Source organism: Buchananella sp. 14KM1171 (assembly GCF_041380365.1).
Lineage (GTDB): Bacteria > Actinomycetota > Actinomycetes > Actinomycetales > Actinomycetaceae > Buchananella > Buchananella felis.
In genome coordinates this window covers 520,437-542,811 of sequence record NZ_CP159981.1, presented here as the reverse complement: position 1 = coordinate 542,811, position 22,375 = coordinate 520,437, and the positions used below count along the sequence as shown (strand labels likewise).

General features: G+C 68.1%; 17 protein-coding genes and 1 tRNA gene. 10 read left to right on the top strand and 8 right to left on the bottom strand.

Annotated elements, in window-relative coordinates; genetic code table 11:
• Positions 1 to 122: 122 nt before the first annotated feature.
• Positions 123 to 1,514 (bottom strand): Gfo/Idh/MocA family protein, encoded by a 1,392-nt coding sequence (locus ABYF38_RS02200; protein WP_371152495.1) that lies wholly within the window; start codon positions 1,512 to 1,514, stop codon positions 123 to 125.
• A 97-nt stretch (positions 1,515 to 1,611) separates the two neighbouring features.
• Between ABYF38_RS02200 and ABYF38_RS02195 the strand changes: the two genes are divergently transcribed.
• The 3 genes from ABYF38_RS02195 to ettA all read left to right on the top strand — a co-directional run bounded on the left by ABYF38_RS02195 (position 1,612) and on the right by ettA (position 5,252).
• Positions 1,612 to 1,684: transfer RNA gene (locus ABYF38_RS02195), tRNA-Arg, on the top strand.
• A 963-nt stretch (positions 1,685 to 2,647) separates the two neighbouring features.
• On the top strand, positions 2,648 to 3,466 hold the full coding sequence (locus ABYF38_RS02190; RefSeq protein WP_371152494.1) for a single-stranded DNA-binding protein: 819 nt from the start codon (positions 2,648 to 2,650) through the stop codon (positions 3,464 to 3,466).
• Between the two features lie 103 nt (positions 3,467 to 3,569).
• A complete protein-coding gene (gene ettA / locus ABYF38_RS02185; protein ID WP_371152493.1) occupies positions 3,570 to 5,252 on the top strand; it encodes an energy-dependent translational throttle protein EttA in 1,683 nt (560 codons plus the stop codon).
• Positions 5,253 to 5,333: 81 nt separating this feature from the next.
• Here ettA and ABYF38_RS02180 read toward each other — a convergent pair whose 3' ends face one another.
• A complete protein-coding gene (locus ABYF38_RS02180; protein ID WP_371152492.1) occupies positions 5,334 to 6,341 on the bottom strand; it encodes an acyl-CoA thioesterase in 1,008 nt (335 codons plus the stop codon).
• The gene (gene ptsP / locus ABYF38_RS02175) at positions 6,338 to 8,023 is read right to left on the bottom strand and encodes a phosphoenolpyruvate--protein phosphotransferase (RefSeq protein WP_371152491.1); all 1,686 of its coding nucleotides are present in this window, start codon (positions 8,021 to 8,023) and stop codon (positions 6,338 to 6,340) included. The genes ABYF38_RS02180 and ptsP overlap by 4 nt, the downstream gene beginning before the upstream one ends.
• 324 nt (positions 8,024 to 8,347) lie before the next feature.
• On the opposite strand from ptsP, the gene ABYF38_RS02170 reads away from it, so the two are divergent.
• Entirely contained in the window at positions 8,348 to 8,605 is a 258-nt protein-coding gene (locus tag ABYF38_RS02170) for a PTS transporter subunit EIIB (protein WP_371152490.1), read from the top strand.
• Positions 8,606 to 8,748: 143 nt separating this feature from the next.
• Positions 8,749 to 10,926, top strand: coding sequence for a 4-alpha-glucanotransferase (gene malQ / locus ABYF38_RS02165; RefSeq protein WP_371152489.1), 2,178 nt, complete (start codon positions 8,749 to 8,751; stop codon positions 10,924 to 10,926).
• A 452-nt stretch (positions 10,927 to 11,378) separates the two neighbouring features.
• Here the strand turns inward: malQ and ABYF38_RS02160 are convergent, their stop codons facing one another.
• A complete protein-coding gene (locus ABYF38_RS02160) occupies positions 11,379 to 12,680 on the bottom strand; it encodes a PTS transporter subunit EIIC (protein WP_371152977.1) in 1,302 nt (433 codons plus the stop codon).
• Positions 12,681 to 13,056: 376 nt separating this feature from the next.
• Between ABYF38_RS02160 and ABYF38_RS02155 the strand changes: the two genes are divergently transcribed.
• The 4 genes from ABYF38_RS02155 (at position 13,057) to ABYF38_RS02140 (ending at position 15,455) form a co-directional block, all read left to right on the top strand.
• The gene (locus ABYF38_RS02155) at positions 13,057 to 13,812 is read left to right on the top strand and encodes a GntR family transcriptional regulator (RefSeq protein WP_371152488.1); all 756 of its coding nucleotides are present in this window, start codon (positions 13,057 to 13,059) and stop codon (positions 13,810 to 13,812) included.
• Between the two features lie 126 nt (positions 13,813 to 13,938).
• Positions 13,939 to 14,169: a glucose PTS transporter subunit EIIB gene (locus ABYF38_RS02150; protein WP_371152487.1), complete on the top strand. Its 231-nt coding sequence runs from the start codon at positions 13,939 to 13,941 to the stop codon at positions 14,167 to 14,169.
• Entirely contained in the window at positions 14,166 to 14,624 is a 459-nt protein-coding gene (locus ABYF38_RS02145) for a PTS sugar transporter subunit IIA (protein ID WP_371152486.1), read from the top strand. Before ABYF38_RS02150 ends, ABYF38_RS02145 begins: the two co-directional genes overlap by 4 nt.
• 66 nt (positions 14,625 to 14,690) lie before the next feature.
• On the top strand, positions 14,691 to 15,455 hold the full coding sequence (locus tag ABYF38_RS02140; protein ID WP_371152485.1) for an HAD family hydrolase: 765 nt from the start codon (positions 14,691 to 14,693) through the stop codon (positions 15,453 to 15,455).
• 167 nt (positions 15,456 to 15,622) lie between these two features.
• On the opposite strand, the gene pepN is transcribed toward ABYF38_RS02140, so the two are convergent.
• A complete protein-coding gene (gene pepN, locus ABYF38_RS02135; RefSeq protein WP_371152484.1) occupies positions 15,623 to 18,196 on the bottom strand; it encodes an aminopeptidase N in 2,574 nt (857 codons plus the stop codon).
• A gap of 197 nt (positions 18,197 to 18,393) precedes the next feature.
• The gene (locus ABYF38_RS02130) at positions 18,394 to 20,406 is read right to left on the bottom strand and encodes a M13 family metallopeptidase (RefSeq protein ID WP_371152483.1); all 2,013 of its coding nucleotides are present in this window, start codon (positions 20,404 to 20,406) and stop codon (positions 18,394 to 18,396) included.
• A gap of 85 nt (positions 20,407 to 20,491) precedes the next feature.
• Here ABYF38_RS02130 and ABYF38_RS02125 point away from each other — a divergent pair, with 85 nt between their 5' ends.
• On the top strand, positions 20,492 to 20,935 hold the full coding sequence (locus ABYF38_RS02125) for a ribose-5-phosphate isomerase (protein ID WP_371152482.1): 444 nt from the start codon (positions 20,492 to 20,494) through the stop codon (positions 20,933 to 20,935).
• A 109-nt stretch (positions 20,936 to 21,044) separates the two neighbouring features.
• Here ABYF38_RS02125 and ABYF38_RS02120 read toward each other — a convergent pair whose 3' ends face one another.
• Both ABYF38_RS02120 and cysE read right to left on the bottom strand, forming a co-directional pair.
• Entirely contained in the window at positions 21,045 to 21,563 is a 519-nt protein-coding gene (locus ABYF38_RS02120; protein WP_371152481.1) for a GNAT family N-acetyltransferase, read from the bottom strand.
• 191 nt (positions 21,564 to 21,754) lie between these two features.
• A complete protein-coding gene (gene cysE / locus ABYF38_RS02115) occupies positions 21,755 to 22,345 on the bottom strand; it encodes a serine O-acetyltransferase (protein ID WP_371152480.1) in 591 nt (196 codons plus the stop codon).
• Between the last annotated feature and the right edge of the window lie 30 nt (positions 22,346 to 22,375).

Genomic DNA, 22,375 nt, shown 5'->3' with positions numbered 1-22,375 from the left:
GTGGGTGGCCGACGTCGTCCCCGCCCGGCCTGTGGCCAGTGAGGCCGGTTCGTGGTGTAGGTGGGTGGCCGACGTCGCCCACCTACCGCCCCTAGCACTCGGCCCGGACGCGGGGCGGCACCCTAGGGGAGGGCGCTGCGGCCCTGGTTCGACTCGAAGTAGGCCGCGAGATCGGCGGGCAGGGCGGCGACGTCGTACGGCTGGCCGTCCTGGCGCAGCGAGAGCGTGGCCGCGATGCCCGTAGCGACCGCGTGGTAGGCGGCCACCGGAGAGGTGTCCGTGGGCGTGCCAAAGCGCAGGAAGCGAAGGAACTCGGCCACGGTGAGGGCGTCGGCCTCCCCGTGCCCCTCGGCTTCCTCCGCAATGGGGAAAACCTGGTCGCCGGCCTCGTTGTAGTTGGTGCGGTGGTTGTAGAGCACCACGCGCCCACCGGCGCCGTCCCCAAAGTTCTCCAGGCGCCCGTGCGTGCCGATAACCGTGTAATTGCGCCAATAATCCGGGGTGTAGTGGCACTGCTGGTAGGAAGCGAACATGCCGCCGGGCAGGCGCATCAGGACCTGAGAGAGGTCCTCCACGTCGATCACCGGGTTCAGTCCGGTCTGCTGCGTGGCAGGGTAGGCGGTGCGGTCGAACCAGTCGGTCATGAGCCGGTCGGAGTTGTCCGCGCGGGAAGGCACGTCCCCGTACACCGTCAGGCCGCCCAAGGCCGTGACCCGCTGCGTGTAGGCGCCGGCCAGCCAGTGCATCACGTCGATGTCGTGAGCCGCCTTCTGCAGCAGCAGCGAGGTGGTGTAGCGGCGCTCTGCGTGCCAGTCCTTGAAGTAGAAGTCGCCGCCGTGGCCAACAAAGTGGCGGCACCAGATCGCCTTGACCTGCCCCACCAGGCCCTCCTGGATCAGGCGGCGCAGCGTGCGCACCACCGCCATGTGGCGCATGTTGTGGCCCACGTACAGGGCGGTGCCGGACTCGCGGGCCGCCTGCAGGATCGCCAGGGCACCGGGCAGCGTGATCGCCAGCGGCTTTTCCAGATAGACCGCCACGCCCGCGCGCAGCAGGGCCGGGGCGATCTCCTCGTGAGTGTGGTCCGGGGAGGTGACGAAGGCCAGATCCAGATCGAAGGACAGGAAGTCCTGCAACGTAGAGGCCACCGGGACCGGTTGGCGCAGGCGGTCCTGCGCGCGGCGGGCGGCCTGCGGGTGCGGGTCCAGCGCCGCCACCAGGTCCACCCCGTGCGGGCAGTCCAGCGCGTGCAGCGCCAGGGGAGCGCGCGCCCCGACGCCCACCACGCCCATGCGCAGGCGGCGCGTGCCCAGCGGGAGGGCGGGGGAGGTGGTGGTGGGGGTGGTGGCGTTGGCGGGGTGTGGCGCGGCGGGAGCCTGTGTCGGAGCGGCGGGAGAGGCGTCGGCGGTAGAGGTGTTGGAAGGGTGCGGCGCGGCGGGGGTGCAGGTGGGTGGGGCCGGGTTCGTCGTGGCCGAGGTGGAGTCCGGTGAGGCGGGCTGGAGAGGCGAGGTCATGAGCAGAATTCTGATCCCTCGGGCCGGCGAGGGTGCGTGCCACGCGGGAAAGGGGCCATAATGGGCCGCGACGCGCGCTCGCTCTAAACGGGCGCCAGCCTCCATAGCTCAGTGGATAGAGCAAGGGCCTTCTAATCCCTTGGTCGCAGGTTCGAATCCTGCTGGGGGCGCGCTTTGGAAAGGGCCGGGTGACCGGCAGAGCGACCGCCGCAGACAGCGTTGGCTCGCCCTTTTCTTTTCCTCCGATGCCTGGGCGTGGGGCGAAAGGCGGGGTGGCGAGGGGCGCAGGGCGGGGTGGCGTCCTGGCCGACAAGTGCCGGGGCTCAGTTCAAAAGAAAACAGTCCTTACCGTGCGCGCATTCCTGCCGCTCGCCCCCAAGACTCGTCCAAACGGTGCGTGCCAGGTTCGTGTGAGCTGGTTGGGAATTCCAGACTGAGCGCCGGAACGTCGGGCTGAGGGGCGCATACGTCGAGTTGAACAGGCGAACGTCGAGTCGAAAGGACGAACGTCGAGTTGAGGGGTGGAATGTCGGGCTGGGAGTGCGAGGGAGTGAGGCCGTGCTGCGAGGGCCCGGTATCCGGTCTCGACGTTTGGTGGTGAATCTAGACGTTTGGTGGTGAATCTAGACGTTGGCTTGGGTGGAAACGTCGAGTTGAACAGTCAAACGTCGAGTTGAACAGTCAAACGTCGAGTTGAGAAGGCGAACGTCGAGTTGAACAGGCAAACGTCGAGTTGAGGGGTGGAATGTCGGGCTGGGAGTGCGAGAGAGTGAGGCCGCGCTGCGAGGGCCCGGTATCCGGTCTCGACGTTTGGTGGTGAATCTAGACGTTTGGTGGTGAATCTAGACGTTAGCTTGGGTGGCAACGTCGAGTTGAACAGGCGAACGTCGAGTTGAACTGGCGAACGTCGAGTTGAACAGTCAAACGTCGAGTCGGGGCCCGCTTCTTCGAGATGAGCCACCGAGCCCCGGCGCCGCACCGCCCACTTATCCACCGGTGCGGGCGGGGCTGCGGCGGCGCCCGACCTGGGGATAACCGGCTCCAGCGCGCTTTACGCACGCGCCGTTGGTTTGGCTCCGCCGACCTAACAGGCTGGAGGTGCGGCGCTCGCCGCCAGTTCGAAAGGAGCCACCATGTCAAACCCGATAGAGATCACCGTCCACGGCTATGCCGCGACGAACGCGTCCCTGCTGCGCAGCGAGGGCAGGCCGGACCTGGCCGAGTTCCGCATCGCCGCCACCCCGCGCTACCGCACCGCCGAGGGGTGGAAGGACCTGGACACGGAGTTCATCACCGTCAAGGCGTGGCGGGAGGCCGCGCAGGACGTCGCCTCCTCGGTGCGCAAGGGCATGCCGCTGGTTGTCATCGGCCGGCTTGCCACCGAGCGGTGGGAGCGGGCGGGAAGCACGCAGACCTCGGTGGTGATCCACGCCTCCAGCATCTCGGTGGAGGTCAAGCGTGGCGTGGTTACATACGCGCGCGTGGTGGACCGCAACTCCGGCCGCCCGCAGGAGGAGAACGCGCAGTCCTCTCAGATGGACGACGCTGCCGCGCCCACCCCTCCCTCCCAGTCTGCCGACGGCGCGCCCACCTGGGCCACGGGCGCGGGGCCCCGGGAGGGCAGCGCGGGGCCCGGGGAGGGGAACGCCGGCCCTCAGGATGGGAGCAGCGTGCCGCAGGACGGGGCGACTGCCGCTCCTCGGGTCGACGGGGAGCCTGCCACTGCGGGGGGAGCCTTGCGCGAGTCCGGCGTGGGCGGGGACAGCGGCTCGCAGGCGGGGACGGACTTGACTCCGCTGGCCGGCGTGGGCGGGTTCCCGCAGGGCGGGGCGGAAGCGGCCCCGGCCGCAGCGGACCGCGCACAGGCCCCCTCCCAGGCGCTGGAGGACGCCGGGGGAGGCGGGGCTGAGTTCACCTCCGCCGAGCTGGAGTACGAGCTGCAGTCCGTTTGAGGGACGTGGGCCGAGCGTGACTAAAGGCTCGGCCCACGTACCGCTTGGCGCAGGTGCTTCCCGGCTAGGATTTAGCCGGATATGAACACACCTGGGAGGGTAAGTGGCTGAGTACATCTACTCGATGATTAAGGCGCGCAAGGCGCACGGGGACAAGGTGATCCTCGATGACGTGACGATGATGTTCCTGCCTGGTGCCAAGATCGGCATGGTGGGCCCCAACGGCGCCGGTAAGTCCACGATCCTGAAGATCATGGCCGGCCTGGAGACCCCGTCTAACGGTGAGGCCCGCCTCACCCCGGGCTACACCGTCGGCATCCTGCTGCAGGAGCCGCCGCTGAACGAGGAAAAGACCGTGCTGGGTAACGTCCAGGAGGGCGTGGCCGAGCTCAAGGGCGCTCTGGACCGTTACAACGAGATCTCCGAGCAGATGGCGGACCCGGACGCGGACTTCGACGCCCTCATGGAAGAGATGGGAAAGCTGCAGGAGTTCATCGACGCCAACGACGGTTGGGAGCTGGACTCGCGCCTCGAGCAGGCGATGGACGCGCTGCGCTGCCCGCCGCCGGACGCGGACGTGAAGGTGCTCTCCGGTGGTGAGCGCCGTCGCGTCGCCCTGTGCAAGCTGCTGTTGGAAGCCCCGGACCTGCTGCTGCTGGATGAGCCCACCAACCACCTGGACGCTGAGAGCGTGCTGTGGCTGGAGCAGCACCTGGCCTCCTACCCGGGTGCCGTCATCGCCGTGACCCACGACCGCTACTTCCTGGACCACGTCGCCGGCTGGATCGCCGAGGTCGACCGCGGCCGCCTCTACCCCTACGAGGGCAACTACACCACCTACCTGGAGAAGAAAGCAGCCCGCCTGGAGGTCCAGGGCAAGAAGGACGCCAAGCTCGCCAAGCGCCTGGCCGAGGAGCTGGAGTGGGTGCGCCAGTCCGCCAAGGGCCGCCAGGCCAAGTCCAAGGCGCGTCTGGCCCGCTACGAGGAGATGGCTGCGGAGGCCGAGCGCACCCGCAAGCTCGACTTCGAGGAGATCCAGATCCCGCCGGGCCCGCGCCTGGGCAACGTGGTCCTCGAGGCCACCGACCTGACCAAGGGCTTTGGCGACCGGGTCCTGATCGACAAGCTCTCCTTTACGCTGCCGCGCAACGGCATCGTCGGTGTGATCGGCCCCAACGGCGTCGGTAAGACCACCCTGTTCAAGACCATGGTGGGCCTGGAGCCGCTGGACTCCGGTGACCTGAAGATCGGCGAGACCGTCAAGATCTCCTACGTGGACCAGACCCGTGGCGGCATCGACCCGGACAAGACCCTGTGGGAGGTCGTCTCCGACGGCCTGGACTTTATCCAGGTCGGCAACGTGGAGATGCCCTCGCGCGCCTACGTCTCCGCCTTCGGTTTCAAGGGTGCGGACCAGCAGAAGCCGGCCGGGGTGCTCTCCGGCGGTGAGCGCAACCGCCTCAACCTGGCCCTGACCCTAAAGCAGGGTGGCAACCTGCTGCTGCTGGACGAGCCCACCAACGACCTGGACGTGGAGACCCTGGGCTCCCTGGAGAACGCCCTGCTGGAGTTCCCGGGTTGCGCCGTGGTGGTCACCCACGACCGCTGGTTCCTGGACCGCGTGGCCACCCACATCCTGGCCTGGGAGGGCACCGAGGAGAACCCGGCCTCCTGGTACTGGTTCGAGGGCAACTTCGAGGCCTACGAGGCCAACAAGATCGAGCGACTGGGCCCGGAGGCGGCCCGCCCGCACCGGGTCACCCACCGCCGCCTGACCCGCGACTAAGCCGGGGTTTCCCAGCGAAGAGGGCGGGTGGCTGCCGCGCAACGCGGCAGCCACCCGCCCTCGCCTTTGCCCCGCGCGAACCTATTTGCTGGGGCCCGCAGGTGGGGTGTCCAGGAAGGATTCCCGTCCGGCCTGGGCCGGGTCATCGCCCGGTACCCGCACCATTCCCTCCTGGCTCGCGGAGGCCACCAGGCGGCCGTCCGGGGCGTAAATGCTGGCGCGCGCCAGGCCCCGCCCGCCGCTAGCCGCCGGTGTGTCCTGCTGATAGAGGTGCCAACTGGCCGCGTCGACGTCCCCGTGGAACCACATCGAATGATCCAGCGTGGCCAGGGACAACCCCGGCTCCAGCCAGTGAATCCCGTGCCCTCGCAGCACCGGCTCCAGCATCACCTGGTCGCACGTGTAAAGCAGCAACGCCCGGGCCACTGTCTGACAAACCCCGGCCGGCACGTCCCCGCGGGTACGCATCCACAACAGCTGGCTGCTCCCGCGCTCCTGCGGGCGCGAGACGTAGAGCGGACTATCCACGTGCCGCACGTCCATCGCCAGCGTCTTGCCCAGGAACTTCGCCACCGGGTGCTCCACCGTGCGAAACAACTCGATGGCGCTCTTCAACTCGCCCGGGCCCGGCACCCCGGCGGGCATGGAATCGGCGAACTCCAGCCCGATCTGCTCCACCTGAAACGACGAAACCAGCGTCATGATCGCCTCGCCGCCCTGGTAGACGGCCGTGCGGCGCCGGGAGAACGAACGCCCGTCGTGCAGCCGCTCCACCCGAAACTCCAACGGCACGTCCAGGGCGCCTGGCCGCAAAAAGACCGCGTGTACTGAGTGCGGTAAGCGGGCAGCGTCGTCCACCCCACTGGTAGCGCCGCAAACTGCCGCACCGGGCACTGTGGCCGCCGCAGCAAGCAACGCCTGCGCCATCACCTGGCCGCCGTAAACACGGCCTCCCAGCTGCGGCAAAGAAGTCCCCACAAAACAATCCGGCCCCTCGCCTCCGTCCAGTTGCAAAATGCGCAGGACGGAGGCGAGCGGCTCGGATGAAGCGGAGGGAACCCTTAACGGAGCGTTCCCTGCGCGGCTCACAGACCCAGTTCCTCCAGGATCGGCAAGCGGCTGCGCACGGCCTCGCGCGCGGAGTTGGCGTCCACGGCCGTGAGCGCCAAAGCGGCTAGCTCCTGGCACTCCTCCAACGTCACCGAGGCGAGCACCTCGGCAACGTCGGCCAGAGCGCGGGAGGTCATAGAGAGGCTCTTGACTCCCAGGCCAGTCAGGACCACCGCCAGCGCGGGGTCGGCGGCCGCCTCGCCACAAACGCCCACGGGAGCGTCGTTCGCGGCGCCACCCTTGCAGGTGACGTCGATCAGAGCGAGCACGCCAGGCTGCCAGACCGTGGAGAGCTGAGCCAGCGAACCGAGCATGCGGTCGGCGGCCATCGCGTACTGGGTCAGGTCGTTGGTGCCGATGGAGGCGAACTTGGCGCGCGAGAGCAGGCGGTCCGCAGTCAGGGCCGCAGAAGGCACCTCGACCATGATGCCCGCAGTCTTCAGCCCCAGCTCCTCGCACTGGCTCACGAAGGAATCCGCCTCCGGCATGGTCGCGATCATCGGCGCCATCACCCAGACGTCGGCCGTCTCCATCTCAGCGGCGGCGGCCAGGGCCTTGAGCTGGTTGGTCAGCACCTGCGGGAACTTCCACGAGGTGCGGAAACCGCGCACGCCCAGCGCCGGGTTCTCCTCGCTCATGTCCGTTACGAACGGGAGCGGCTTGTCCGCGCCCGCGTCGAGGGTACGCACAACCACCTTCTTGCCCGGGAACGCGGCCAAAACCGCGCGGTAGGCCTCCACCTGCTTCTCGTGGCTCGGCTCCACGGCCTCGTCCAGGAACGCGAACTCGGTACGGAACAGGCCAACACCCTCCGCGCCGGCCGCAGCCGCAGCCATCGCGCTGGTGGCGTCACCCACGTTGCCGAGCAGCTGCACGCGGTGACCACACTTGGTCTGACCGGTGCCGTTGAACACCGCCTTGCGGCGCGACAGGGCGGCCACGCGCTCCATGTCCTCCACCGACGGGTTGACGCTCACGCGCCCCTTGGCGCCGTCCAGCAGCACGAAGGAGTTTGCCTTCAGGTTCCGCAGCACGCCGTTGCCGGCGCCGACGATCGCCGGGATGCCCAGGTCGCGGGCCAGGATCGCGGTGTGGGAGGTGGGGCCACCCTCTGCGGTGATGATGCCGATAACCTTGGCCGGGTCCAGCAGCGCCGTGTCAGCCGGGGCCAGGTCGCGGGCGACCAGGATGAAAGGCTCCGGGCGCTCGGGAATGCCCGGCAGGTCCTGGCCCGTCAGGCGGGCCACGATGCGGTCGCGCACGTCAGCAACATCGCGCGTGCGCTCGGCCATATAGCCGCCCAGGGACTCCAGCTGGGCGGCGATGGTCCCGGCGGCCACCCAGACCGCGCGGGCGGCGGAGACGCCCTCGTTCACAACCAGCTTGGCTGCCTGCTTCACCAGGGTCTTGTCTGCGGCCATCTGGGCCGTCATGGTCAGAACCTCGCGGCCCTCACCCTGAGCGGAGGCGGCCTTGAACTCCAGGTCAGCCTTGGTAGCAGCCGCAGCAGCCTGGATCAGCTCCTTGGCGCTGGCGGGGTCCCCAGCGAAGCGTTCATCCGGGCTCGGCTCCTCAATGCCAGCACCCATGTGGGCAATAGGGCCAGCCACCAGTCCAGGGCTGACGGGGATACCTTCGAAGCTGAGATCGTTCTCGGTCACGGGACCCTCCTTATGTCTGCTTGGCGCAATTGTCCCCGATTAAGTGCCCTCTTGGAGGCGGAACGCCCTGCGCGAACAAGGCGATTTTTCGATTCGCTCCCGGCGGGTGTCTCCCGGGGTGGTTCTGGGGTGGGGGAGCGGGGGAAATCGGGGCGGAGCGCGGGCGCGGTGGAGCGGTGGCGCGGCTGCCTGGCCCCGTCGGCTGGCCGGCACTCCGCGAAGGCCCGAGCGCCCCTACCGTAGGGGTCCAAATGTGACGCCGGACACCTATTGGTGCTATGGTTGTGCTGATTCTGGCCCTGTGTGCAGGAGAGAGGTGACGCCGTGTTGGAGCGCGCGAAGGCGATTCTTATTGCCCTGGGCGGAGCAGAAAACGTCATCAACGTGGAGTCCTGCATCACCCGAATGCGGGTGGAGGTCCGCGATGTTCGGCGCGTCTCCGTCCCCGACCTGCGGGGTGCCGGGGCGCTCGCCGCGATCATCTCTGGCACGGGCAATGTTGTTCAGGTGGTGCTGGGGCAAGAGACTGACGACGTGGTAGATAGCGTCGAGCGACTTGGGGTTGCCCGCCGCGTCGTGTGAGTTCAGCTGGGGCCTACTTAGCCACCAATGCCTGAGATTTCCTGCAACGCATTGCAAAAATTGCGGCTCTGTGCTGGTAGATTTGGCTTGAATCCGACTGAAACACTCTGCAAGTCGGTCCACCCAATGGAGGATGGCGACCCATGTCTGGCACGGTTCCCGGCAACGTCGGCGCTTTGCGCGAATTGGCAAACAAGTGTGGGGTTGCAACGGAGTACTGGGATTTCTCCGGCAACCATCGGCAGGTGCAAGAGCGAGTCTTGGTTGCCGTTCTTGAGGCCTTGGGCAGGCAAGCCGCCACAGATGAGGAGGTAGCGCGCTCCCTTGCAGAGGTTGAACTGGAGCCGTGGCGTGACGCCCTGCCTCCCAGCGTGGTCATGCGTTCAGGCTTCAGCTACGAGCTACCGGTGCACGTCCATCACGGCGAGCGAGTTTCGGTTCGGGTGGAGCTGGAACTGGGCGGGCACTGGCAGCTTTCCCAGATGGATGTTTACGTTCCGCCGCGTGACGTGGACGGTGACCTGATTGGTAGGGCGACCTTCTATTTGCCAGAAAACCTCCCCCTGGGGTGGCACGAGTTGGTGGCAGAAATAGGCGAGGGGGAGTACTGGCGCGAGGTACGTTGCCCGCTAGCGGTTACCCCCTTCCGTCTGGAGAGCCTCCCTAGCCGGGACTGGCGCGGCTGGGGCGTGATGGCCCAGGTCTACTCCACGCTCTCTAACGAGTCGTGGGGCATGGGCGACTACGGGGACCTGGCTGACCTGGCGCAGATCTCCGGCGAGCAGGGAGCTGACTTCCTGCTCATCAACCCGACCCACGCCGGGGAGCCGATCCCGCCGATCACTGCCTCGCCGTACCTGCCGGTGACGCGCCAGTTCGTCAGCCCCCTCTACGTGCGGCCTCAGTTGATCGAGGAGTACGGCAAGCTCACGGCCCCGGCGCGGGCACGCCTGGAGGACGCCCAGCGTCGCTGGCAGGCCGCAGCTCGTTCGATCGAGCGGGTGGAGCGTGACGCGGCGTGGGCCAGCAAGCTGGAGGCGCTGGAGGAGGTCTTCCTCGTGCAGCGCCGCTTTGGCCGACAGGCTGCCTTCGACCGCTTCCGCCGCCGGGGCGGGCAGAGCCTGGAGAACTGGGGCCTGTGGTGCGCGCTGGTGGAGGAGCTCTCCCCGGAGCGCGGCTGCGCCAAGGACGGCATCGACTGGCCCGTGGGCCTGGAGAACGTGCACGGAAAGGACGTGGAGGCCGCGCGCGAGCGCCTGGCCGCCCGGATCGACTTCTACGTGTGGTTGCAGTGGGTGGCCGACGAGCAGCTTGCCGCCGCCCAGAACACCGCCCGCGACGCCGGTATGCGCTTGGGTGTGATGGCTGACCTGGCCGTGGGCGTCTCCAAGCACGGCGCGGACATGTGGACTATGCCGGAGAACTTCGCCAAGGGTATTGGCGTGGGTGCGCCGCCGGACATGTACAACCAGCAGGGCCAGAACTGGGACCAGCCGCCGTGGCGCCCGGACGCGTTGGCCCGCGCGGCCTACCGCCCGCTGCGTGACATGGCACGCACGGTGCTGGCCCACTCCGGTGCGCTGCGAATTGACCACATCCTGGGTATGTTCCGCCTGTGGTGGGTGCCTGCGGGGGAGTCCGCGGCAGATGGCACCTACGTGCGCTACAACCACGAGGCGATGCTGGGCGTGCTGCTGCTGGAGGCCCACCGCGCCGGCGCCGTGGTGATCGGCGAGGATCTGGGCACGGTGGAGCCGTGGGTGCGGGACTACCTGGCAGACCGTGGCGTGCTGGGCACCTCCATCATGTGGTTCGAGAAGAACGAGGAGGGCGGCTTCCTGGCCCCGCAGGACTACCGCACCCTGGCGTTGTCTACCGTGAACACGCACGACCTGCCGCCCACCGCCGGTTACCTGGACGGCGAGCACGTGGAGTTGCGCCACCGCCTGGGGCTGCTGGAGGACGACGTTGAGCAGGTCCGCGCCGAGGCCCGCGCCGAGCGCGCACAGATGGTTGGCGAGTTGATCGAGCGGGGATATTTGGTGGACGACGCTGCCTCCGAGCCGCAGATTATTGCCGGCATGCACCGCTTTGTGGCGGACACGCCCTCCCAGCTCGTAGGGGTGGCCCTGGTGGACGCCGTGGGGGAGAAGCGCGCGCAGAACCAGCCCGGTACGGATGAGGAGTACGCCAACTGGCGTATCCCGCTGGGCGACGGGACCGGCACGCCCGTGCTGGTGGAGGACGTGGCGGGGAGCGAGCGCGCGCACTCGCTGTTCGCGGTGATGCGCCAGGCGATGGGGACGCGCCCGCGTTCCTGAACGGTGCGCCCTGCTGAAGCGGGTGGGTGAGGCGGCCGCAGCCGCCTCACCCACCCGCTTCGCGTTGCCCGTGCGCGCTCTTGTCGTGTGCGAAGCGAGCCTTCCCCGCCCGGGGCGTCTGGGGTCCCGCCCGGGGCGTTTGCGTGCCCGGCGGGTGGTTGCCGCGCGAACGCGTGGGGGCCGCGAGTAGCTAACCGGAGTCCGGTCGGCTCGAGCCGCGCAAATGCTGCGACGGGGTACATCCGACCGCTTGGTGCCATGGCACCAAGCGGTCGGATGTACCCCGCACTCACTCTTGTGCGCTCGGGGGCGCACGTTAACACCGCCGCGCCCGCGTATGGGACGGCTCGAAAAACCTTGGGCGGATCTGGCCGGAAAGCCAAAGGGTGGGGGCCGAGCGTTTGCTCGGCCCCCACCCCGGGAGCAAGTTTGCTTAGAAACTCGCTAGCGCGTCAGCGCTTGCGGGCCTCCTCGGCAACCTTACCGGTGCGAACGGCAGCCTCGGCCTGAGCGGCCTCGAAGCCGTCGCCCTCGTCCTCGCGACCCGGCGTCGGGAAGTTGAACGCGGGGATCATGAAGCGGAAGACGAAGAAGTAGATCACCGCGTAGGCCAGGCCGACCAGGACGATCATGATCGGGCCCTGGAACACGCCACCGGACAGTTCAGCAGACTTGCCGAAGTTGATCAGGTAGTCGATAGCACCAGCGGAGAAGGTGAAGCCGTCCTTGGCGCCCAGCAGGTTGGTCACGGCCAGAGCGGAACCGGTCAGGACCGCGTGCACGGCGTACAGCGGGAAGGCAACGTAGGCGAAGGCGTACTCGAGCGGCTCGGTGATACCGGTCAGGAACGCGGTCAGGGCCACGGAGAACATGAGGGCACCGGTGGCCTTCTTGCGCTCGGGCTTGGCGGTCTGCCAGATGGCGAAGGCGGCGGCCGGGAGGGCGAACATCATGATCGGGAAGAAGCCGGTCATGTAGGAGCCGGACCAGGCGTTGGTGCCGTCAACACCGTTGAAGAAGCAGGTCAGGTCGCCGTGCAGGGTGGCGCCTTCCTTGTCGGTGCAAGCACCCAGGGTGAACCACGGGATGGAGTTGATCAGGTGGTGCAGACCGAAGGGGATGAGCAGACGGTTAACGGTACCGAAGACGAAGCCACCGAGGACGGCGTTGCTCTCGTTCATCAGCCAGCCACCGAGCTTCTGGTTCACCAGCCAGTCGAAGGCGGGGTAGATGTAGGACATCACGACGGCGAGCACCACGGCCACACCGGAGGTGATGATCGGAACGAAGCGGCGACCACCGAAGAAGGCCAGCCAGTCCGGCAGCTTCACGCGGTAGTACTTCTGCCACAGCAGAGCGGCGATGATACCCATGAGGATACCGCCGAGCACGCCGTAGTTGACGGTCTTGAGCGCGGCACCGGCCTCGTCGACGCCCATGACGAACTTGGACATCGGCTTGAGGGTCTCGGAGAACACCAGGTAGCCGATCAGACCGGCCACACCGGTGGAGCCGTCAGACTTCTTGGCGAAACCGACGGCCACACCGACGGCGAAGATCAGGGGGAGGTTGCCGAAGACGGCACCACCAGCGGCGCCGAGAACGTCGGCAACCTTGTTCATGAATTCGACGTGCTTGCCGAGGCCGTCAGCGCCCAGCATGTCCGCCTGGCCGAAGCGCAGGAGCAGACCAGCTGCAGGCAGGGTGGCGATCGGAAGCATCAGAGAACGACCAAGGCGCTGCGCAACGGCCATGAAGCCGCCGGAGCGAGTCGGGGTTGAAGTACTCAATTGAGCTCCTGTTTGACGTGCGGCGCCATCGCCGCAATGCCGTCCACCCTCGGGCTGAGGGTGGGCCCGTCCATTGGTGCACGCTATGCGCAGGTCTGGACCAGCTGCGTACAACTCAACCGCGCCTTCAATCTCGTGTCAAGTTTCTTCCCAGGGTTTTCGCAGATTCAGGTTAGCTTTTGCTGCAATTGAGCTTTGGTTGATCGCAATTCGGGCGCGAGCGGGGTGGTGCGGGCCAGCTTCGTCCCGCTATGCCGTGTTGGAGCGCGCCCGGGGTGGAAGGAATTTGGGCAGCACATTTGGGCCACGTGGGCGCAGAAGGCGGTAGCCTGTTGGGCAAGTGGCGAGCTATCTGGGGGATGCGGTGGTAGTTGTCAAGCACAAGGCAGTGCGTGACTACCTGAGCTCTTTGATATCCACGGAGTTGTCCCCGGGGGACGCCATTCCCTCCGAGCGGGTGCTGTGTTCACTGTTCGGCGTGTCCCGGATGACGGTCCGGCAGGCCGTGGACTCCCTGGTGAACGAGGGCCGGCTGGAGCGGGTGCAGGGTTCCGGCACCTTCGTGGCGCAGCCGAACCGGCGCGCCCAGGTGCGCCTGACCTCCTTCACCGCAGAGATGCAGCGTCGGGGACTGAAGCCCTCCAAGCGCGTGCTGGCGTTCGAGACCGTCAAGGCCCCGCCGCTGCTGGCACAGGACCTGGAGGTGCCTACGGGAACCGAGACGTTCTATGTGCGCAGGCTGCTGCTGGCCGACGGGAAGAGCATCGCGCTGGAGGACATCTGGCTGCCGTGCTCCCTGGTCGCCCTGGAGGAGGCGCACGTGGAGGACGGCTCTCTCTACGACTCCCTCACGCGGGCCGGCTTCGAACCCACCTGGGGCGAGGACACGGTGGAGGGCGCGATCTTCACGCACTCGGAGTGCCGGGTGTTGCAGGTGGACTGGCCCCACCCGGCGCTGCGCATCACCCGCCGCGTGTTCGCCGGCTCGCTCAGCGTGGCCAAGACGATCACGACGTTCCGCGCCGACCGCTACGCCGTCACGGTCCCCGTGGTCGCCTTCGCGCGCAAGGCCGCGTCCCCCGGCGGTGGGATCTAGCCGCCCGCGCCTCCCACGGAATCCAAATGACGGCCGCTAATCATTTGACTACGGGCCGCAATGGGAGAAAAATATTGGTCTGGACCACCGAATTGGTCCAGAGAGATCACGAAGGAGTGTGTCTACATGTCTCAGGCCGAGCAGATTCTCGCCGCCCTCGGTGGCAGCGACAACATCATTGAGCTGGAGCCCTGCATCACCCGCCTGCGCGTTGAGGTTGAGGACGCGTCCGTGGTGGACGAGGCCGCGCTGAAGGGCGCGGGTGCTCACGGCGTCATGCGCATGGGCAACGTTGTGCAGGTCATCGTCGGTCCGAACGCCGACACCATCGCGGAGGACATCGAGGACATCCGGTGACCTTGCAGATTTCAGCCCCGCTGGCGGGCAAGGTTGTGTCCCTGGACGAGGTTCCGGACGCAGTCTTCTCCCAGCGCATCGTCGGACCTGGAATTGCAATCCAGCCGGCAATTGACGGTTCTGAAAGCCGCGTAGTTGCTCCCGTGGCCGGCAAGATCGTCAAGTTCCACCCCCACGCTTTTGTCATCATGACCGCCGAAGGCAAGGGAGTCCTGGTGCACCTGGGCCTGGACACCGTCCAGCTCAAGGGCGAGGGATTCACCCTGCACGCGGCCGAGAAGTCCGAGGTCGAGGAGGGCCAGCTGCTGGTCACCTGGAACCCGAAGGACATTGAGGAGGGTGGTCGGCGCACCGTTTGCCCGATCATCGCCCTGGACGGCAAGGACGCGATCAGCGTCGTTGCCGACGAGGGGGCCGACGTCAACGTTGGCGATCCGCTGGTGAGCTGGGAGTGATCCATTTAGGGTTGAGGGGCGCGGGCGCAAGCCCGCGCCCCTCGCTCGTTTTGTGAAGGAGTCAGCATGCCGGCTAGCGACGAGTGGATCAGCCCCGCGCCCGCCCAGGATGCCTCCGGCCCGGCCGAACCCGTCACGCCGGCCGCCGCGAGCCCTGCGGTGATCGACTTCGCGGCCCGCTCCGCCCGCGCCGGCGGCCTGCTGATCGACATGGACGGCACCCTGGTGAACTCCGAACCGGCCAACCAGGCCGCATATCGCGCACTCTATGCCGCGCACGGCTGGCACCTGGACGAGGCCGTGCTGCCCCTGTTCACCGGGCGCACCAGCCGGGACTCATTCCGGGACATCCCCGGGCCGTGGCACGCCGAGGGCCTTGACATCGACGCCCTCATCATCGAGGTCAACAGCCTGGTGGACATGCGCGCCTACCCGCCGGTGCCGATCCGTGGGGCCGCCCAGTTTGTGCGCCTGTTCGAGCGGGCCTGCGTGGTCACCTCCGCTATGCGCGAGTGGGCCCGCGAGGGCGTGGAACTGGCCGGGCTGAGCTGGGACGGCCTGCACCTGGTCAGCGCGGAGGACGTCTCGCGAGGCAAGCCCCACCCGGAGCCATACGTGCGCGGCGCGCAGGTGGCCGGCGTGGATCCCGCCTCGTGCCTGGTGGTCGAGGACACCCCCGCCGGGGTGCGCTCCGCCCTGGCCGCCGGGGTGGGGATGGTGCTGGGCGTGACCACCGGCTACCGGGACGCCGCCCTGCTGGAGGCCGGCGCTCACGCCACCATGCCGGACTTCACCGCCCTGCACGACGCCCTGCGCCCGGTCATCGCCTAGCCTGCCCGCCCCCAGCGCTTCTGCGCAGACAGGCGAGCCCGCCTGGGCGGGCGCCCCCAGCTGCTAGAGGGACGACGCTGCCGCCCCTACCTACAAAAGCGCGGTGGCGGGAGTTATCCTCCCGCCACCGCGCTGCCGTCGGCCCCCGAACCGGCCGGGGCACGGCCCTATCGGGTCAGGTCAGCCTGCTGGGCCTTGCGGGCGCGCTTGGCCACGTCCAGCCCCTCGGAGACCAGGCGGCGCAGCGCAGCCGGCGCCTGCGGGTTGGCCTCCAGCCACGCCTCGCCCTGGGCCACCGCGTCGAAGCCCAGCTCCTCCTCCAGGCCCACCAGGGCAGAGGGGTAGAGGGCCGGGATCAGCGTCTGAGCCACCTGGCCGCCACGCTCCTCCCACCAGGACAGCAGGCGCCCGAAGTACTGCTGCGCGCCCGGCAACAGCAGGGCGCGGTCGCGGCTGCGCTGGTAGCCGTAGATCAGGCGGAAGATCATGCCGTTGGGCAGCGAGACGTCGTCGGCCAGCGCCGCGAAGGTGGCGTCCTTGGCGGCCGCAGTCGGGAAGGCCGCGCGTGCCTCTGCGGCGCTCTCGCGTCCCGTCACCGTCTGGTCCTCTGCCTCGAAGGCCGCGATCTCCTGCTCGGTGGCCGCGCCGGCCGCCGCCAAACCAATCAGCAGCCCCCACTTGCGGTCCACGTCCAGCACCAGGCCGTTCAGGGTCTCGGTGCCATCCAGCAGGGCGCGGATCGCCGCAGCCTGCTCCGGGGAGGCCACGTGGCGGGCCGCCGCTGAGACGAACTGCAGCTGGGCGTCCGAACCGGCCGGGGCCGTGCGGGCCAGGCGCAGCAGGCGCTCGCCCACCTCGACCTCCACCTCCGCGCGGTGGGAGGGGTGCACGTAGCTCTCCAGCGCCGTGCGCACGCAACGCAACAGCATCGCCAACACCGAGGAGTGCGTCTCCGTGCCCAGCGCCGCCAGGCTCAGGTCCAGGAAGTCCCGGGCGCTCCACTCGCCGTCGCGCGTCATGTCCCACGCACCCGCCAGGATCAGCGCGCGCGCCATCGAGTCACTCAGGCTCGCCACGTGCTTGCGGGCCACCTCCAGGCTGGCCGGGTCCAGGCGCACCTTGGCGTAGGCCAGGTCCTCGTCGTTGACCAAGACCAGCGCCGGGCGGGCCTTGCCCACCAGCTCGCCCACCTCGGTCACCTCGCCACTCACGTCCAGCTCAATGCGGCTGGTGCGCTTCAACTCGCCGTCGGCAACGTCGTACCCGCCCACAACCAGGCGGTGCGGACGGAGCGTTGAACCGGGGGAGAAGCTCTCCTGCCGGATGATCGCGGAGGTAACCAGGCCAGCGTCGTCCACCTCGATCTCCGGGCGCAGCAGCGTGATACCGGACTCCTCCAGCCACACCTTGCTCCACTCGGTCAGGTCGCGGCCGCTGGTGGCCTCCAACTCCGTGAGCAGGTCCGTCAGCACCGTGTTGCCCCACTGGTGCTTCTTGAAGTAGGCGCGCACGCCCGCCATGAACTCCTCGCGGCCCACGTAGGCAACCAGCTGGCGCAGCACCGAGGCGCCCTTGGCGTAGGTGATGCCGTCGAAGTTGACCTCCACGTCCTCCAAGTCGTTCATCTGCGCCACGATCGGGTGCGTGGAGGACAGCTGGTCCTGGCTGTAGGCCCACGCCTTCTCAGCCATCGCGAACGTGGTCCATGCCTCATCCCAGCGCGTCGCCTCAGCGGTGGCCAGCGTGGAGGCGAACTCCGCGAAGGACTCGTTCAACCACAGGTCGTTCCACCACTTCATCGTCACCAGGTCGCCAAACCACATGTGGGCCAGCTCGTGCAGGATCGTCACCGCGCGGCGCTCCACCTGCGCCCCGGTGGGCACCGACCGGAACACGTACTCGTCGCGGAACGTCACGCAGCCGGCGTTCTCCATCGCGCCCGCGTTGAACTCCGGCACAAAGATCTGGTCGTACTTGTCGAACGGGTAGGGGAAGTCGAACTCCCGCTCGAAGAAGGCGAAACCGGCGCGGGTGATGTCCATGATCTCCTCGGCGTCCAGGTGCTCGCGCAGCGAGGCGCGCGCCCACACGCCCAACGGGATCTCCCGGCCGTCAGCGCTGGTCAGGCTGCCCGTGGCGCCCGCGAACGGGCCGCCCACGATCGCCGTGATGTAGCTGGACATCTTGGCCGTGGGGGCAAACTCCCAGCGCAGCGCGTCCCCGCCCCGGCCACGCGACTCTGCGGCGGTGGGGGTGTGGGCGTTGGAGAACACGGTCCAGCCCAGCGGGGAAATCACCGTGAACTGGTAGGTGGCCTTCAGGTCCGGCTGCTCAAAGACCGCGAACACGCGGCGGGAGTCCGCCACCTCGAACTGGGAGTAGACGTACGCCTGGCCGTCGGCCGGGTCCACAAAGCGGTGCAGGCCCTCGCCGGTGTGGGAGTAGGCGCACTCGGCCTCCACCACCAGCTCGTTGAACTCCGCCAAGCCCTCCAGCTCGATGCGCGAGTCCCGGTGCGCGGAGTTGTCCACCACCGCGCCGTTCAGGGAGATGAAATAGACGTGCGGGGAAATCAAGTCAACGAAGGTGCTGGCCCCCTCCTGCGCCGCAAAAGAAACAATGGTGCGGGAAAAGAAGGTCTCCCCGGGCCTGGACAGGTCCAGCTCCACGCGGTAGGAACAGTCACTCACCAGTGCCGCGCGCGCGGCAGCCTCGACCTGGGTCAGGTTCTCTCCGGGCATTTCCAAACTCCTCTATCGGCTTCGCGGCCGTCATAACGTCCCGATTCTGCCAGGAACCGCGCGATACCGCCCAAATTAGCGCAAGTGTGTCCCAGGTAATACAAGAATTAGTGTTTCGAAAATGAAGGTGGTGGGGGCCCGGCCCGCTACCGCAGACCGAGCCCCCACCACCGGCTCGACTCCAAGCCCCTAGGCGCTCACCAGATGCTCACGCGCTCCTGCGGATCGCGCCACAGGCCGTCGCCCGGCTGCACCCCGAAGGCCTCAGCGAACTCGCCGATGTTCGCCACGATCCCGTTGGCGCGGAACTCCTCCGGGGAGTGCGGGTCGGTAGCGACCTGCTGGATGATCGCCTCGTCGCGAGACTTAGAGCCCCACACGCGGGCGTAGGACAGGAAGAAACGCTGCGTGCCGGTGAAACCATCCACCACCGGGGCGTTCTCCAGGCCGTCGATGCCCGCCTTGCGCAGCGCCAGCCGGTAGGCCTTCAGCGCGATCGTGGCACCACCCAGATCGCCGATGTTCTCACCGATCGTCAGGGCGCCGTTGACGTGGTGGGTGTCCCCGTACTCCTCCACCAGCTGCGCCGGCACGAAAGCGTCGTACTGGGCGATCAGCGCGCGCGTGCGCTCCTCGAAGGCCTCGCGGTCTGCGGCGGTCCACCAGTCGCTCAGCGAACCGTCGCCAGCGAACTTGGAACCCTGGTCGTCAAAACCGTGCCCGATCTCGTGACCGATCACCGCGCCAATGGCGCCGTAGTTCACCGCGTCGTCAGCGTCCGGGGCAAAGAACGGCGGGCGCAGGATCGCGGCCGGGAACACGATCTCGTTGCGCAGCGGGTGGTAGTAGGCGTTGACCGTCTGCGGGGTCATCAGCCACTCCGTCTTGTCGATCGGGGTGCCGGGCTTGGCCAGCATGTAGTCCGTCTCGAAAGCTGCGGCCGCGCGCACGTTCGGCAGCAGGGCGGAGCCGAACTCCAGGCCCGAATAGTCCCGCCACTTGTCCGGGTAACCGATCTTCGGCACGAACGCGTCCAGCTTCTGCAGCGCCTTGGCGCGCGTCTCCTCACCCATCCACTCCAGGGAGGTGATGGACTCCCGGTAGGCCTCGATCAGGTTGGCCACCAGCTCCTGCATGGCGGCCTTGTAGTGCGGCGGGAAGTGCTTGGCCACGTAAACCTGACCAACGTCCTCACCGATCGAGTCCTCCACCAGGGCCACGCCGCGCTTCCAGCGCTCCCGCAGCTCCTCCGTGCCCGTCAGCTTCCTGCCGTAGAAGTCGAAGTTCTCATCCACGAACTTAGCGCTCAGGAACGGGGAGCGCGCCCGCACCACGTGCCAGGTGGCGTAGTCCAGCAGCAGGCTCAGCTTCGCCTCCTGCCACACCTTGCCCAGGTGAGAGAAGAACTCCGGCTCAGCCACGATCAGATCCGGCGCGTCCTTGCCGTCCGCGAAGGCCCGGTAGTAGGCGGCCCAGTCGAAGCCCGCCCCCAGCTCCGCCAGCTGCTCGAAGGTCATCGGGTTGTTCATCAGCTCGGCCTCGCGGGACTTCACCGCGTCACGGTGCCCCTTGGCCAGCTCCACCTCGAAGTCCACCACCCGGTTGGCGCGGCGCTGCGCGTCCTCGTCGCTCTCAGCCAGGCCGCAGTTGCGCAGCTGGCGGGCCACGTGCTCGCGGTAGGCGGCCAGCGTCTCGGCGTGCTTCTCCTCGCGGTAGTACGCCTCATCCGGCAGGCCGATACCGCCCTGGCCCACGAACAGCGTGTAGTGAGTGGGGCGGTCAAAAGCGGCCTCGGCGGCCAGGTAGGCCACGCTAGCGGCGCCAGTGCGGTGCAGCGCACCAAGAGCGCGCGCCAGGTCAGAGTGGCTGCGCGCGGCGCACAGCAGGTCGAGGTCAGCGGCCAGCGCCTTACCGCCAACCTGCTCCACCTTCTCCTCGTCCATGAACGAGGCGTACAGGCGGCCCACGCGAGCCTGAGTAGGATCGGCCTGCCCGGACTCGACCAGGGCGGCGCACCCCTCTACGATCTCACGCACCTCCTCCTCAGACTGGTCCCGCAGCGCCAAGAACACGCCGTCCCTGCCGCGGTCGGCGGGAATCTGGTGCTCGCGCAGCCACGTGCCGTGGACGTAACGGAAAAGGTCATCTTGCGGCCGGACCGCCTCATCCATACGGGCCGGGTCCAGCACTCCGGCAATCAGTTCGCTCATGCCAGGCAGTCTAGGGCCGCCCACGGGCAGGCGCCGAACAACCCGGGAACGCAAATCACTCCTGGGAGATGGCACCATAGTGGCCATGCGTATTCACATTGCGGCGGACCACGCCGGATTCGAGGCCAAGGAATTCGTGAGCGAGCACCTGCGCGCGCAGGGCCACGAGGTGGTTGACCACGGCGCCCACGAGTACGACGCCCTGGACGACTACCCGCCGTTCTGCGCCGACGCCGGCCGGGCAGTCGTGGCGGACCCCGGCAGCCTGGGCATCGTGCTGGGTGGCTCCGGAAACGGAGAGCAGATCGCCGCCAACAAGGTGGCCGGCGTGCGCGCCGCACTGGCCTGGAACGTGGCCACCGCCCTGCTGGCCCGCCAGCACAACGACGCCAACGTGGTCGGCATCGGTGCCCGCCAGCACAACCGCGAAGAGGTGCTGGCCATCGTGGACGCCTTTGTGTCCGAGCCCTTCAGTGGCGACGAGCGCCACTCCCGCCGCATCGCCCTGCTCACCGAGCTGGAGAAGTAGGGCGCGGGGTGGGTGCGGGAATCTCGATTCCCGCACCCACCCCTGCTTCACCCCGGGGCACAGCTACCTCTCCGTGCCCGCCTGACCCGGGGCCGCCCGTGAGCGTTCTCTAGTCGCCCTCCTCCGGGGCCACCACCTGGAAACCGAGCCACTCGTAGAGCCGCACCGCCGGGGCCGCACTCTTCATGGACACCCGCAGGCTGATGTCCTTCAGCCCCTGGTTGTGGCAGTGCGCCGCAGCCGCGCCCAACAGGGCGGTGGCCACGCCGCGTCCCCTAAACTCCGGGTGCACGAACAGCTCGATGATGAACGGGCCCGGCGGGATGTCGTCCCACGGCGGGTCAGAGACGGTCTGGATAGCGCCCACCAGGGTGCCGTCCACCTCCGCGCCCAGCGTGGCCCCCGTGATGACCTGCCCGAACGCCCCCTGGAACGCCATCTCCATCTCTTCGCGGGCCTCGGTGAGCGAATCCACCGCCACGCCCGGGTCGTAGGAATCCAGGTAGAGCTGGGCAAGCTCCTCCACGTCCGACTTACCCAGCCGGCGCAGCTTGAACTCCTTGCCGTTGGCGGGATCCTTCAGCTCGGCCAGATGCTCGGCGCCGATGCTCATCGTTAACGTGCCCATGCCCAATTGTTGCATGGGTCACGTTGTCGGCGGTGCCTGCCGGGCCGAAAACGGGGGAGCGGAGGGTGCGGCGGCCCCGGTGCGGGGCGGTGCGGCGGCAGCGTCGTCCACCCGGCCGGCCCTCCGGTGGCCGTGGTGTGAAAACTAGCGCGGCGGCAACGTCGTCCACCCGCCACCGCCCGGCCGGGCGGCTAGATGTAAAGCGCCGGGTCCAGGTGCTGGGGCGAATCCGCCCGCTGCCGGTTGTCCAGCGGAATGTTGCGGGCCGGCACGCCCACCGCCGAATGCGCCGACGGCACCGGCTTGACCACGATCGCGTTGGCGCCCACGCGAGCGTCGTCGCCCACGGTGATCGGACCCAGGATCTTCGCCCCCGCCCCGATCACCACCCGGTTGCCGATGGTGGGGTGGCGCTTGCCCTTATTCATGGACACCCCGCCCAGGGTCACGCCGTGGAAGATCACCACATCCTCGCCCACCTCGGCGGTCTCCCCGATCACCACGCCCATGCCGTGGTCGATGAACATGCGCCGCCCCAGCGACGCCCCCGGGTGAATCTCCACGCCCGTGAACCGGCGGGCGATCTGCGACAACGCCAATGCCCAGAACTTGCCCCACCTGCCGTGCCACCAGCGGTGCGCCAGCCGGTGCGCCCAGATCGCGTGCACGCCCGGGTAAAGCAGCGCCACCTCGAAGCGCGAGCGGGCCGCCGGGTCGGCGCCCACGGCTGCGTCCAGGTCCTCGCGCATGAGCGTGCGCAGGGAGACCTTGGAGTTGTGCATGGCGAATCCTCTCGGCCCGGGGTGGGGTGC

Excerpts from the sequence above, each read along its gene's own strand:
- ABYF38_RS02150 (WP_371152487.1), top strand. The coding sequence starts at position 13,939 with ATGTCTCAGGCCGAGCAGATTCTCGCCGCCCTCGGTGGCAGCGACAAC.
- ABYF38_RS02200 (WP_371152495.1), bottom strand. The coding sequence starts at position 1,514 with ATGACCTCGCCTCTCCAGCCCGCCTCACCGGACTCCACCTCGGCCACG.
- ABYF38_RS02190 (WP_371152494.1), top strand. The coding sequence starts at position 2,648 with ATGTCAAACCCGATAGAGATCACCGTCCACGGCTATGCCGCGACGAAC.
- ABYF38_RS02160 (WP_371152977.1), bottom strand. The coding sequence starts at position 12,680 with ATGGCCGTTGCGCAGCGCCTTGGTCGTTCTCTGATGCTTCCGATCGCC.
- ABYF38_RS02125 (WP_371152482.1), top strand. The coding sequence starts at position 20,492 with ATGCGTATTCACATTGCGGCGGACCACGCCGGATTCGAGGCCAAGGAA.
- cysE (WP_371152480.1), bottom strand. The coding sequence starts at position 22,345 with ATGCACAACTCCAAGGTCTCCCTGCGCACGCTCATGCGCGAGGACCTG.
- ABYF38_RS02140 (WP_371152485.1), top strand. The coding sequence starts at position 14,691 with ATGCCGGCTAGCGACGAGTGGATCAGCCCCGCGCCCGCCCAGGATGCC.
- pepN (WP_371152484.1), bottom strand. The coding sequence starts at position 18,196 with ATGCCCGGAGAGAACCTGACCCAGGTCGAGGCTGCCGCGCGCGCGGCA.
- malQ (WP_371152489.1), top strand. The coding sequence starts at position 8,749 with ATGTCTGGCACGGTTCCCGGCAACGTCGGCGCTTTGCGCGAATTGGCA.
- ABYF38_RS02130 (WP_371152483.1), bottom strand. The coding sequence starts at position 20,406 with ATGAGCGAACTGATTGCCGGAGTGCTGGACCCGGCCCGTATGGATGAG.
- ABYF38_RS02120 (WP_371152481.1), bottom strand. The coding sequence starts at position 21,563 with ATGGGCACGTTAACGATGAGCATCGGCGCCGAGCATCTGGCCGAGCTG.